Origin of the sequence: Solibacillus palustris (genome assembly GCF_022549215.1) — a bacterium.
In the GTDB taxonomy this organism is placed as follows: domain Bacteria; phylum Bacillota; class Bacilli; order Bacillales_A; family Planococcaceae; genus Solibacillus; species Solibacillus daqui.
In genome coordinates this window covers 280,122-292,794 of sequence record NZ_JAKZFC010000001.1, presented here as the reverse complement: position 1 = coordinate 292,794, position 12,673 = coordinate 280,122, and the positions used below count along the sequence as shown (strand labels likewise).

12 protein-coding genes are annotated in these 12,673 nt (G+C 38.3%); 5 read left to right on the top strand and 7 right to left on the bottom strand.

Features of this window, described 5'->3' with window-relative positions; translation table 11 throughout:
- Positions 1-277: 277 nt before the first annotated feature.
- Both argS and LZ480_RS01380 read right to left on the bottom strand, forming a co-directional pair.
- Positions 278-1,945 carry an arginine--tRNA ligase gene (gene argS / locus LZ480_RS01385; protein WP_241367538.1) on the bottom strand — a complete coding sequence of 556 codons (1,668 nt, stop codon included), beginning with the start codon at positions 1,943-1,945 and terminating at the stop codon, positions 278-280.
- Positions 1,945-2,385 carry a DUF1934 domain-containing protein gene (locus LZ480_RS01380; protein WP_241367537.1) on the bottom strand — a complete coding sequence of 147 codons (441 nt, stop codon included), beginning with the start codon at positions 2,383-2,385 and terminating at the stop codon, positions 1,945-1,947. Before LZ480_RS01380 ends, argS begins: the two co-directional genes overlap by 1 nt.
- Before the next feature lie 190 nt (positions 2,386-2,575).
- On the opposite strand from LZ480_RS01380, the gene LZ480_RS01375 reads away from it, so the two are divergent.
- A complete protein-coding gene (locus LZ480_RS01375; RefSeq protein WP_241367536.1) occupies positions 2,576-3,670 on the top strand; it encodes a GGDEF domain-containing protein in 1,095 nt (364 codons plus the stop codon).
- 21 nt (positions 3,671-3,691) lie between these two features.
- Here the strand turns inward: LZ480_RS01375 and speB are convergent, their stop codons facing one another.
- Positions 3,692-4,564, bottom strand: coding sequence for an agmatinase (gene speB, locus LZ480_RS01370; protein WP_241367535.1), 873 nt, complete (start codon positions 4,562-4,564; stop codon positions 3,692-3,694).
- A 289-nt stretch (positions 4,565-4,853) separates the two neighbouring features.
- Between speB and LZ480_RS01365 the strand changes: the two genes are divergently transcribed.
- Positions 4,854-6,905 (top strand): transglycosylase domain-containing protein, encoded by a 2,052-nt coding sequence (locus LZ480_RS01365; RefSeq protein ID WP_241367534.1) that lies wholly within the window; start codon positions 4,854-4,856, stop codon positions 6,903-6,905.
- A 360-nt stretch (positions 6,906-7,265) separates the two neighbouring features.
- Here the strand turns inward: LZ480_RS01365 and LZ480_RS01360 are convergent, their stop codons facing one another.
- Positions 7,266-7,778, bottom strand: coding sequence for a YwhD family protein (locus LZ480_RS01360; RefSeq protein WP_241367533.1), 513 nt, complete (start codon positions 7,776-7,778; stop codon positions 7,266-7,268).
- A gap of 65 nt (positions 7,779-7,843) precedes the next feature.
- Here LZ480_RS01360 and LZ480_RS01355 point away from each other — a divergent pair, with 65 nt between their 5' ends.
- Positions 7,844-8,029 carry a 2-hydroxymuconate tautomerase gene (locus LZ480_RS01355; RefSeq protein ID WP_241367532.1) on the top strand — a complete coding sequence of 62 codons (186 nt, stop codon included), beginning with the start codon at positions 7,844-7,846 and terminating at the stop codon, positions 8,027-8,029.
- A 213-nt stretch (positions 8,030-8,242) separates the two neighbouring features.
- On the opposite strand, the gene LZ480_RS01350 is transcribed toward LZ480_RS01355, so the two are convergent.
- Together LZ480_RS01350 and LZ480_RS01345 are read right to left on the bottom strand one after the other, a co-directional pair.
- On the bottom strand, positions 8,243-9,544 hold the full coding sequence (locus LZ480_RS01350) for an HD domain-containing protein (protein ID WP_241367531.1): 1,302 nt from the start codon (positions 9,542-9,544) through the stop codon (positions 8,243-8,245).
- A 258-nt stretch (positions 9,545-9,802) separates the two neighbouring features.
- Entirely contained in the window at positions 9,803-10,027 is a 225-nt protein-coding gene (locus LZ480_RS01345) for a DUF1450 domain-containing protein (protein ID WP_241367530.1), read from the bottom strand.
- Between the two features lie 207 nt (positions 10,028-10,234).
- Between LZ480_RS01345 and LZ480_RS01340 the strand changes: the two genes are divergently transcribed.
- Positions 10,235-10,879, top strand: coding sequence for an RsfA family transcriptional regulator (locus tag LZ480_RS01340; protein WP_241367529.1), 645 nt, complete (start codon positions 10,235-10,237; stop codon positions 10,877-10,879).
- Between the two features lie 15 nt (positions 10,880-10,894).
- Here the strand turns inward: LZ480_RS01340 and LZ480_RS01335 are convergent, their stop codons facing one another.
- Positions 10,895-11,722, bottom strand: coding sequence for a lipoate--protein ligase family protein (locus tag LZ480_RS01335; protein ID WP_241367528.1), 828 nt, complete (start codon positions 11,720-11,722; stop codon positions 10,895-10,897).
- 163 nt (positions 11,723-11,885) lie between these two features.
- Here LZ480_RS01335 and hemQ point away from each other — a divergent pair, with 163 nt between their 5' ends.
- Entirely contained in the window at positions 11,886-12,623 is a 738-nt protein-coding gene (gene hemQ, locus LZ480_RS01330) for a hydrogen peroxide-dependent heme synthase (protein WP_241367527.1), read from the top strand.
- Positions 12,624-12,673 lie beyond the last annotated feature (50 nt).

The window sequence follows — 12,673 nt, the reverse complement described above, 5'->3', positions numbered from 1 at the left end:
TATTAGTCTTAATGATACTTTCTGAATTTTCGGAAGTCAATAGTTATTTCCAAGTTTTTTTATAGGTATTATTAACTTTTAAATTTTGAAGATTTTTGATAATGGAATGAACGGATTGTCTCTCGCTTTAACATAAGAAAAAAACATTTCACTCCAAATAGGGTGAAATGTTTTTGCATTTTTTGTGGATTTCTTTGAAAAATGTATACTATCTTAACCAAAAAAAATCCCCGCGCTATTTGCGTAAAGCAAATAGTACAGGGATTTGAGTTAATCATTACATTTTTTCAGGAGCAGATACACCGATTAATTTCAGTGCATTTGCAAGAGTTGTTTTTACCGCTGTAATTAAAGCAAGACGCGCTTCAGTTAACGCTTTGTTGTCTTGGTTTAATACTTTTTCTGCATTGTAGAAACTGTGGAATGCTGCCGCTAGTTCTTGAATGTAGTTAGCGATACGGTGCGGAGTGCGGTGTTTCGCTGCATCAGCCACGATTTGTGGGAATGCGCCTACTTTCTTCAATACATCTTCCTCTTTTTCAGCAGTTAGTAGCTCTAAGTTTTCTATAGAAGGCGCGTAACTTTGCTCTGCCGCCGAACGTAAAATGGAAGAAATACGTGCGTGTGCATATTGTGCATAATACACTGGGTTTTCGTTTGATTGAGAAACCGCTAAATCTAAATCGAAGTCCATATGTGAGTCGCCTGCTGTTTTTACAAAGAAGTAACGTACTGCATCTAAGCCTACTTCTTCAACTAGTTCACGCATTGTTACTGCGTTACCAGTACGTTTCGACATTTTGAATTTTTCGCCGTTTTTATATAGTTGAACCATTTGGATAATATCCACTTCTAATGTGCCGCGGTCATAGCCTAATGCTTCAATTGCAGCTTTCATACGTGGGATATACCCATGGTGGTCAGCGCCCCAAATGTTCACTAATTTATTGAAACCACGTTGTAATTTATCTTCGTGGTACGCAATATCCGGTGTTAAGTATGTGAATGAACCGTCGTTTTTAATTAATACACGATCTTTGTCGTCACCAAATGTTGTTGAGCGGAACCAAGTCGCACCCTCTTCATCAAATACGTGACCGTTTGCTTTTAATTTATCTAATGCTACGTTGATTTTGCCGTTTTCATATAAAGAAGTTTCTGAATACCAAACATCAAATTCTACGCGGAAGTTTTTAAGATCGTTTTGTAATTTTGCTAGCTCTAATTTTAAGCCATGCTCACGGAAGAATTTAAAGCGCTCTTCGTCTGTTTTTTCTAAAATTGCTGCACCGAATTCTTCAGCTAATTTGCCTGCGATTCCGATAATGTCTGGACCGTGGTAGCCGTCTTCTGGCATTTGTGCGTCCATACCTAAAGCTTGCTTGTAACGTGCTTCTAGTGAGTACGCTAAGTTGTTAATTTGGTTACCTGCATCGTTAATGTAGTACTCGCGAGAAACGTCGTAGCCTGCGAAATCCATTACGTTACATAACGAATCCCCTACAGATGCACCGCGCGCGTGACCTAAGTGTAAGTCACCAGTTGGGTTCGCTGATACGAACTCTACTTGTACCTTTTCACCGTTACCAGCTGTTGAGCGACCGTAGTTTTCGCCTTGCTCATATGCAGCTTTGACAACGCCTGCTAAAAAGTCTTTGCGCACTGTAATGTTCATGAAACCTGGGCCTGCGATGTCGATTTTCTCGATATCTGTGCCAGCTGTTTCTAAGTTTTCTAAAATGGCTTCAGCGATCGCACGAGGTGGCTTTTTCGCTAACTTTGTTAACTGCATTGCTACGTTTGTTGCGTAGTCGCCGTTCGCTTTGTCTTTTGGTGTTTCTAAGTGAATGTTCACTTCTGTGCCAGCTTCTACTAAGCCCGCTTTTTCGATTGCTGCAGCTAATGCGGCTTTAATGGATTGCTGTAATTGTTCTACTGCGTTCATTACTGTACCTCCGTAAATTGAATATCTAATGTGTAACGGCCAACTGAATTGCCGCCTATAATAAGATCATATTGCGTATTAAAGCGCCCTGATACTTTTTCATTTTTTTGTACGTCAATCGCTAATTGATGTGTATCGGTAACGATTGGTAAAGAGCCAAATGGACTTTCATAATGGCCATTTTCACGCATGCCAGGATTTAATGGTAAGCGCATATTGACACCACCACTTCGATTAATAAATCCACGTTTGTCGTTTAATTTAATCGTTGTTTGTATTGGTAATTCTTCCTGAACTTCCTCATAGCGCAAATAATGACTTTCGCCCTTCTCAATACAGCTACCCTCTAGCCACATTTCGTATTGTTCAAGCTCGCCCTCGGTTGGAATGATCGAGGAAACTAGCTTAATTTTGACTGTTTTCCCATTCTCGTTCGCCACAGCAGTCAGCTCCTATGCATGTATTTCTATAACCTTTTTATTATAGGATAGATTGCTCGCTTTAAGCAAGACGGAAACATAATCTTTGCACATACTTGCACAACATCATGCAAAGGAAAATCAAGTTCTTCCTATTTTTATGTGAGTAACTTAATATAGTAGGTATTACTATATATTATGAGGAAATGATATGTTTCTAGAATTTATTATTTATTTTTCAATTTTATTTTGCTTTACTACCATAATCCATTGGTCATTTATTCTATCCGAAGATGTGCCGTTTATTAAAAAATATAATTCGATGCTGATCGGTCTTTTATTTGGTGTTGCTGCGTTTACTTTAACAATAATTACTGCACCTTTTGTAGATGGTATTTTAATTCACAATTACAATATTCTTGTTCTTTTTAGTGGATTACTCGGGGGACCGGTTTCGATGCTTATTTCAGGTATGATCATTTTGATTAGCCGCTATGACCTATGCTTTACATCTACAATCTCGTTTATTATGATGTTGAACTTGTTTATCATAACAATCGCGCTGTATTACGCTGCCCGAAAATATCCCATAACGTATCGTAACATTACATATTATTTTCTAGCCGTTACATTTGAACATATTTTACTATTGCTCATCTATTGGCGTTTTTCGTTAGAAATTATCCACTACCTAATGTTGCTTTTAATTTTTACTTCAATTATCTTTTATTTACTGCGTGTAATTTTATTGCAGCTTGATCATCGTAATAAACAAATCAAGCAAATATATGTACTGAAGCAAATGGATTTATTAACACAGCTTCCAAATCATGTGGCGACAGAGCAAAAACTAAAATGCCTCATGCAAACAAAAATTCCATTCGAATTGCTTCATTTGGATTTGCGAAAATTTAGTACCGTTAACCATCAATATGGCTATGAATTAGGTGATGAGTTTTTTGCCAAAATAGCGAACATCATTCAACGTCAGTTACCAGAAGAAAGTTTTATCGGGCGAATCGATAGTGACGAATTTTATATCGCGTTACTAAACACTACGCCCGCAGAAGCAATTATGCAGGCGTATCAGATCAATGAGGCCATAAAAAATAGTGCTTTTAAGCAAGATTTAACGCTTCAAATCACATCGGCTATTGGCATTTGCTCTTCAAGCAATTATGTACAATTACCTCAGTTATTAAACGCTACCTATCGTGCCTTAAGATTTGCTAAAAATCAAACTACGACTTGGATTTGTCACGATAATCAATTAAAAAATAGGCAAAATAAAACGCATGACGAATAGTAATAATCGTCATGCGTTTTATTATTTCACCCAGCCTAAAATCATTTCTCGAATTAATTTTGCTGCTGTGTTTACAGTAATATCCGAGTGGTCATATACGGGTGCGATTTCTACTAAGTCAAACCCTACGACATTTACTTCAGCGCGTGCAATTTCATGAATGGACGCTAAAAGCTCTTTCGGTGTAATTCCTCCCGCATCCACAGTACCTGTACCTGGTGCGTGTGCTGGGTCTAATACGTCGATATCAATCGTTACGTAAACAGGACGACCCTTTAATGTAGGTAGCACTTCTTTTAATGGCTCGAACACTTCAAACAATGAAATATGCATACCATTTTCCTTTGCCCATTGTAACTCTTCTTTTAATCCTGAACGAATCCCGAATGAATACACATTGTTCGGTCCAATTGTATCGGCAATTTTACGAATTGGTGTCGCGTGTGAATACTCTTCACCCTCGTAATCCGTACGTAAATCCGTATGCGCATCAAAATGGATGATCGCTAAGTCTGGATACTTTTCGTAAACGGCTTCCATTACCGGTAACGATACTAAATGCTCGCCACCCATACCAACTGGCACTTTGTCATCTGCTAATACTTTTCGGACAAACGTTTTAATTTCTGCTAATGATTTTTCTGCATTTCCGAATGGTAAAGGAATATCACCCGCATCGAAAAATGGTACATCTGCTAATTCACGATTTAAATAGAAGCTATATTCTTCTAATCCAATCGATACTTCACGAATGCGCGCTGGGCCAAAACGTTGACCTGGACGATAGCTAACTGTCCAGTCCATCGGCATTCCGTATAGAACAGCCTTACATTCTTCGTAATTTTGATTGCTTTTAATAAACATATTTCCAGCATAAGTTTCGTCAAATCTCATGTATACTCACCAAACCTTCTCTAAATTGAAGCTGTCGTTTACATTTTTTATATTTATAAAGTTTGCATATGTTTCCTTGTATTTGCTCATACTAAATTTATCATATGAAACTTTCGTTCGCTATTTTCGTATAATTAAGTGCAACCGACATCATTCGACACTTTTTGTAGAGTGCTACGAAAAAGTATAGTTGTTTTCACTAAAAGTGCAATAGAATTTATGTGTTTTTTTATAATTCATTGAAATTTGATTGATGCACTAAATTTAAGAACAAATGAGGTGGAAAGAGTTGAAAAGACAGCAATATCAAAAACAAAGAACCCGTAGAAGATTTGGCAAACGAATCGGTCTTGTTGCCATCGCCTTTATATGCTTTGCCGCTGTCACCTTTCTTTCATTACGAATATATGCACAAGTTGCTGGAGCTCCACCGCTTACGGTGCCAAAAGCATCGATCTTTTTAGATAGTGACAACAATCAAATCGGGGATTATTTCACCGAAGAGCGTCGTTACTGGACAGAATATAAGGATATTTCTCCTTATTTAATAGATGCCACAATCGCTGTAGAAGATAAAGACTTTTTCCTTCATAGTGGCTTCGACTATTCACGAATTGCTGGTGCTGTTTTAGCAGATATTAAAGCTGGTGGCAAAGCTCAGGGGGCTAGTACATTGACACAGCAATACGCGCGTAACCTATATTTATCACATGAAAAAACATGGAATCGAAAAATTAACGAAGCGCTTTATGCCTATCGTTTAGAGCTATTTTATTCAAAAGAAGAAATTTTAGAGGGTTACTTAAATACAGTCTATTACGGGCATGGCATGTATGGGGCTGAAGCAGCAAGCCGTTACTTTTTCGGCAAATCCGCAAAAGACTTAACTTTATCTGAAGCGTCTATGCTAGCAGGTGTTCCGAAGGGTCCTACGTATTATTCGCCGCTTAATAATCTAGAGAAAGCGACAAATCGTCAGCATACCATTTTACATTTAATGGGTGAGCAAGGAAAAATCACTTCCGAGGAACAATCGCATGCATTGGAAGAACAAGTTGTATTGAAAAGCGAGGAATGGATTGCAACAAAATCGATTGCACCATACTTTTTAGATGTCGTATGGGAAGAGGCAAGTGATATATTAGCAGCTAAAAACTTAAATATTAGTGAAGGTGGCTGGACCATTCAAACGACATTAAACCAAGCACACCAACGCGCTGCCGAAAAATCAATCGAAAAAAATATGCCAAACAATGAGCTACAAGTTGGCTTTGTTAGTATGGATGCCGACACTGGATTCGTAACAGCCCTTGTCGGCGGACGTGATTATAGTTCAAGCTCGTTTAACCGCGTAGCACTTGGCAACCGTCAGCCTGGTTCGGCAATCAAACCGATTTTGTATGCTGCAGCTCTTGAAAAAGGCTATAATCCGATGACATTTTTAGATGTGAGTCAAACGACTTTTACGTATGATAATGGACGTGCTACCTACACACCGCAAAACGTTAATAAAAAATATGCCGAGCACGAATTATCAATGGCTCAAGCACTAGCGATTTCAGATAATGTCTATGCTGTAAAAACGCTAGAGGATATTGGCTATCGTTCATTCCGCGATATGCAAAAACGTTTTGGCTTAGCTTATTCAGACAAGGATAATCCAGCGGTTGCACTTGGAACTAAGGAAAATTCGCTTTACGACTTAACAAATGCCTATAACATTATTGCCGCTGGTGGTGAAAATCGCCAAGCAACAACCGTTCTTTCGATTACCGATGCAAAAGGGAATGTTGTTTATAAATATGAGGCGCCTGAAAAAAAACAAGTTATTACTAAAGAAGATGCTTCTGTCCTAACACATATGATGACAGGCATTTTTGATCCTATTTTCAGTGATTACTCACCTGCAACAGGACTTTCATTACGTTCTCGTATGACACATACGTATGCGGCAAAATCAGGTACTACTAATTCAGATCAATGGATGATTGGCTTTACACCAAGCTTGACTGCCGGTGTATGGAACGGTTATGACCAAGGTAAAACATTATCGGTACAAGCAGATATGGCTGCCTCAAAACAAGTATGGATTGATTTCATGGAATCGGCATTAGACGGCAAAGCAAATGAAGCATTTAATATTCCAAATGGCGTTGAGCCTGTAAACGTTGATATTGAAAGCGGAAAGTTAGCGAGCAAAGCATGTAAAAATCAGCGTGTTGTTTATTTAAAAGCAATAGATGTTCCAACTGAATCCTGTTCGTCATTTGATTTCTTTGATTCAAATTTATGGGACGACTTTTTAGAATCTCCAATGGAAGCCCTTAAAGGTTTTTGGTAATATAAAATTTTAAAACAGTTATTATCCAATAATAAAAATAAAAAAGCTCTTTCGTCTCCGGTTCTAGTCCGTAAAACGAAAGAGCTTTTCTATTGTGGTCAACGAACGGATGAGAACCATGGGGCATTCGGCTTGGGAAATTACAAATGCCGCATAACCCTCATCACTATTCATTTTCCACGTGTCCTAGCCTACTACTTTGCAAGCTTTAAATTCAGTTTACTTTCTTTTAGAAGCAGTTTCAACCACGGATTTCCGTTATGCCGAAATGTCACATATTGTTCACCGAATCGATTCATTTTCCTAAAAAAGTAATTGACTACACACCGGTTATTTTCAACTCATAGTAATCAATCGAAATCATTCCAAGTTTTTGTGTAATTGTTCATCACTATTATGCCACATTGCTTCATCATGGTTTTTTAGGAAGTCTGCTAATATTTTTTTCGATGCATCATCCATATGCTCGATAATAATTTTTCGCTTCATTGATTTATCCATTCTGTTGACGTGATCTGCTAATATTTTGTACCCGCGACGTTTTTCACGGTTTACAACCATCTCACAAGCCGTTACTCCAGCAAAATAAGCTCCTGATTCTTTATGGTCAATTGTTACCCATACAAGCCAGTAATCTTTACCGCCTTCTGAGTCTTCACGGTTCATCGTAAATTTAATCCCACGCTCTACATCACTTTTGGCGTGCATTGCGCCGACATCAACAATCGCTGTTCCTTCTGCCACATCAATAATAACTGGCGACACATTTTCTAATGAAAGAGAGCCAATTCCAAAGCCCTTGTGTCCATCAGTCGGATCATTTTTTATAATTGTAAAACCCATTTTTGGTTTTGACTTTTCTTCATTTGTCATTGTAAATACCCCCAAATACGATATTATTATTACTATACACCATATTTTACGTAGGAGGCGACTTTATGCCAATCGTTACAATTAAAATGATTGAAGGCCGCACTGATGAACAAAAGCGCGCGCTAGTAGAAGAAGTTACACAAGCTGTTTCAAAAACAGTCAACGCACCAGTAGAGAATGTATCCATTATTATTGAAGAAATGTCAAAAAGCCATTACGCAACAGCTGGCGTACGTTACAGCGATAAGTAATCTAATTTATCACGTCTGTTGATTAATTTTTTAACACTAACTCCAAATTTAACCTTCCCGTGATATACTAACTAAAATTAATTTGAAAACTGAATTGTTCATCTTAACCAAATATTTAGTTAGAATTATTACGAAAAAAAATACATTGAAAAGGGCCTCCTTTTCAATGTATTTTCATTTGGAATGTTAATTTAACTTTCATTTATCGGCTTCTTAAACGTAAAGTAATTTCTTTATTTCATCCCGTAATAATTCTGGCACCGTTTCATCAGTAAACAATTCCTCCGGGTAATACACTTTATGATCTACCTTAATGTGCCCAGCAATGGCTTCTACGATTTGGCTACGCTCCGATAATTCACATTGCTGTCCATCTTGCATTAATAAGAAAATAGGCTTTTTTGTTCCTTCAATTCCTGGACGATAAAAATCATATGGTAAATCCGATGTGGAATCATGCACTAAATAATATTCCGGGTCAAATCCTGCCTCCGAAAATAAACGGCGTAACTCCGAATACACCTCTGGATGCTCAAACGGATTTAAACTTGTATATTGAAAAAGTTTTCGATTCACAAAACGACGACTCAAATCACTTAGGATTGCATCATCTTCATTCATCCAAAATTGGAAGTAGGCAAGCATAATGCTTTCATCGAGTGTAATGTAATCCTCTAAAGAAACGTTATTTTCAAAAAATGATTCAAACGGCTTTGGTTGTACTTTGAATTGATAGCCTTCTCGCCACAATGCCTTTACTCGTTTCAAAATATTATTCAAAATGACTTCCGCGCTACGAGATACTGGATGGAAATAGATTTGTAAATACATTTGATAGCGGCTCATGATGTAATGTTCTACTGCATGCATGCCACTGTCTTTAATGACAACACCATTTTTTCGGGGACGCATCACGCGCATAATACGCTCCATATCAAAATGCCCGTAACTCACGCCAGTATAATAAGCGTCACGCTGCAAATAATCCATTCGATCCGCATCAATTTGGCTTGAAATTAAGCTAACAACTAACTCGTTCGGATACGTTTTTTCGATTACCTGCGCGACCTTTTCAGGAAAATCTGATGCAACACGGCTCAATACCGCATTTACTTCGGTATCTCCTAATAAAATTTGTCGTGTAAAATATTCATGGTCGGTTTCAAATACATTTTCAAATGCATGTGAAAATGGCCCATGCCCTAAATCGTGAAGTAGCGCCGCGCATAACACCAGTAAACGCTCAGACTCATCCCATTCTGGACGTCCCTTAAATACATCATCCACAATGCGACGCACAATTTCATATACTCCTAGTGAATGGTTAAAGCGGCTATGTTCGGCACCATGGAATACTAGATAGGTTGTACCAAGCTGCTTAATACGACGCAAGCGTTGGAATTCTCGCGTTTTCACTAAATCCCAGATGACTTGGTCACGCACATGCACATAGCGATGCACCGGGTCTTTAAATACTTTTTCTTCCTGCATTTTCATTTGCCCATACGTAGTCATAAAACCGACCTCCTTTTTAAAAAATCAATTGCGCCTCGGCGTAATTGCGTCCAGATTTTTTCAAGTTCACTTGAAAAACTCCTCTAAAAAATCTGTGACATCCGCCGGGGCTTAACTTGATTCATCCCCCACTTATAGAAGTAGGGGATGAATCAGGTTAAAACCTCTTTCCTTCATTATAATGAAACTCATAGTAAAAAAGAATTGTTAACATACAAAAATCACTAGCCATATTGCATGACTAGTGATTTTATATCGTTACTTTTTTAGCTTGTCTAACACCTTAACCATTAACTCCTCTTCAGTTAATGCGGCTACTGGACGGTTATTTACAAAAGTAAACGTTTTTTTGCGGCCGGGACCACAATATGAATGACAGCCAATTTCAATCGTTGCATCTGGATCAATTTCTTTTAATTTGGGAATTAACGTCTTTAAATTAACGGCCTGACATTCATCGCAAACGTGAAATAAGTTTGCCATAGTGTCAACACCTCTTTCTCATCTAGTTTAACCTATGTGCTATTGTAGCTTATGTCGCGTACTTCATTCAAGCAATATCCTAGTATTTCCGTCAAAGGTCTGATAGCTGCAACGCTCACGATAATTCTAGCAACAATTTACCATACAGTGAATAAATCTTTCCTGCGTTGGACATGATAGATTTACAACAACTTAAGGGGGATGTTTATGACAAAATCAAGACAAGATGCATGGATTGAAGAAAATGACGCATTGCTAGCAGAAGCCGTAATTCGTCATGTAAAGGAAGGTAGTACTCAGTTAAACGCATTTGAAGAAGCGGGTGATCTATTAAATCGTACCGCAGCGGCATGTGGTTTTCGTTGGAATGCAGTAGTTCGTCGTATTTACGAGGAAGATTTATCTCAGGCAAAAAAAGAGCGCAAAGAACGTATGCGCCTAATGAATCAAGCAACTAAACGTCGCACAACACCACTCTATTTACTCCCATCAAATGAAGAGCAACCGATGTCGATTCCATTATCTGCTCTATCACTTGATATCGTGATTGCCTATTTAGTACGTTTGCAACACAATAATTCTAGTGAACATGATGTTTTAAAATGGCGTAAACTAACAACATTATTAACAGAACAAAAGCAACAACTCGAACAGCAATTACACGCATTGCAAAAAGAAAATAAAGCCATTAAAGAAGATTACGAGCAATTCGTTTCGATTATGAACCGCGCAAGACGCCTCGTAGCATTCGAAGACGAGGATGGACTTGCAACACCAACCTTTAAAATGGAGAAAAACGGAAATTTAGTTTCACAAACATCTATCACAGAAGTTGGCGACGTGCACCCATAGTGCACGTCGTCCTTTTTATTTCGTTAACATTGATTCATTGCGCTTTAAAACACGCTGCAAATAAAATGTATATAATTCTATCTCATTTTCTTGTAAAGATTGCTCTTCAAACATACCCTTCCATTCAAAAAGTAACTGGCGAATACGCTCATTGACCTCTTGAACGGTGACCATTTCACCCGTTAACTCCTGTAGTGAAGCCATCACATGCGGTGTAATCATAGGATATTGGAATTTCGTTTCTTCCTCCTGTAAACCAGCAGCATAAAATTCACGAATCAGCTCCGCGCGCTTGCTACCACTACCTTCTACACATAAATAAATTTGCACCGCAATGCCATTTTTCATTCGGCGCTGCGAAATACCCGCAAACTTTTTCCCATTTATACTCAAATCATAGGAACCGGGGCAATACGAGCCAACAATTTCATAGACTTCGATTTTGTCGGCGACCTGCGGAAATAACGTCCGAATAAAATTGACCATCACATCAAACGCAGCATTAATACTGAGCGGTGTTTGTTCACCAAGCACAATTGAAATATTTAACACACCTGCATCTAACACAACAGCTAACCCGCCTGAGTTACGAACAATCGGCTCATATCCATTTGTTCGCAATTGCGCCATCCCTTGTTCAATATGTGGTAACCGGTGATCTTGGATTCCTAAAACTACCGAATCATGGTGCACCCATGTACGAATTGTTGGGTTCGTCATTTCTTGGCCAACTAAATGGCATAATGTATCGTCCATCGCAAATGACTCTAATGGCGAACGCTTATTGGCACTGATCGATTGATCGACAAAACGCCATGTTGTTTGTTGCAAAAGTTCGTTCATAAAATTACTCCTAGTTTCACATTATTCTCACTTTAGCATACCGCAATTTAAAGTCATGTCAAATTGGTGAAATTATTGATTTTAAGTCGTGTAAATGATTTTTTTAGCGTGTTTTGTGCTACACTAACTGTGAATCATTTTCAATTACAAGGAGTGTTTACATATGAATGAAGCAGCAATTACGTTAGATGGCTGGTATGCACTACATGATTTCCGCTCAATCGATTGGGCATCTTGGAAATTAGTTTCTGCAGAAGAACGCGAAGCCGCAACGAAAGAGTTCATCGCATTTTTAGAGGACTTAAATAAAGATACAGGCTCGAACGCTTTCTACTCAATTATTGGGCAAAAAGCAGATTTCATGATTATGACATTACGTGAAACACCAGAAGAATTAGGTGATATTGAAACACGCTTTGCAAAATTAGCCATCGCGGATTTCACGATTCCAACGTATTCTTACGTGTCAATCGTAGAGTTATCAAACTACCTAGCAGGTAAATCAGACGAAGATCCATACCAAAACCCACATGTACGTGCGCGCCTGTATCCTGAATTACCAAAATCAAAATACGTTTGCTTCTACCCAATGGACAAAAAACGTGACGGCAATGACAACTGGTATATGCTTTCAATGGATGAGCGCCGCCAGTTAATGCACGCACACGGACTTATTGGCCGTAGCTATGCAGGTAAAATCAAGCAAATTATCACAGGTTCAGTTGGTTTAGACGATCACGAATGGGGCGTAACATTATTCTCTGATGATATGCTGCAATTCAAAAAAATCGTATATGAAATGCGCTTTGATGAAGTGTCAGCTCGCTATGGTGAGTTCGGTGAGTTCCTAGTAGGAAACTTATTAGACAATGAAAAATTAGAGAAATTATTAGCCATTTAATTGTAAAATGGGGCTATTTGAAACCTTTCAAATAGCCTTTTTTGTTCATA

What these genes read in the sequence shown, in the direction of transcription:
- LZ480_RS01375 (WP_241367536.1), top strand. Translation starts at nt 2,576, where the DNA reads ATGTTTCTAGAATTTATTATTTATTTTTCAATTTTATTTTGCTTTACT.
- LZ480_RS01335 (WP_241367528.1), bottom strand. Translation starts at nt 11,722, where the DNA reads ATGAACGAACTTTTGCAACAAACAACATGGCGTTTTGTCGATCAATCG.
- LZ480_RS01345 (WP_241367530.1), bottom strand. Translation starts at nt 10,027, where the DNA reads ATGGCAAACTTATTTCACGTTTGCGATGAATGTCAGGCCGTTAATTTA.
- LZ480_RS01360 (WP_241367533.1), bottom strand. Translation starts at nt 7,778, where the DNA reads ATGACAAATGAAGAAAAGTCAAAACCAAAAATGGGTTTTACAATTATA.
- LZ480_RS01340 (WP_241367529.1), top strand. Translation starts at nt 10,235, where the DNA reads ATGACAAAATCAAGACAAGATGCATGGATTGAAGAAAATGACGCATTG.
- hemQ (WP_241367527.1), top strand. Translation starts at nt 11,886, where the DNA reads ATGAATGAAGCAGCAATTACGTTAGATGGCTGGTATGCACTACATGAT.
- argS (WP_241367538.1), bottom strand. Translation starts at nt 1,945, where the DNA reads ATGAACGCAGTAGAACAATTACAGCAATCCATTAAAGCCGCATTAGCT.
- LZ480_RS01355 (WP_241367532.1), top strand. Translation starts at nt 7,844, where the DNA reads ATGCCAATCGTTACAATTAAAATGATTGAAGGCCGCACTGATGAACAA.
- LZ480_RS01350 (WP_241367531.1), bottom strand. Translation starts at nt 9,544, where the DNA reads ATGACTACGTATGGGCAAATGAAAATGCAGGAAGAAAAAGTATTTAAA.
- speB (WP_241367535.1), bottom strand. Translation starts at nt 4,564, where the DNA reads ATGAGATTTGACGAAACTTATGCTGGAAATATGTTTATTAAAAGCAAT.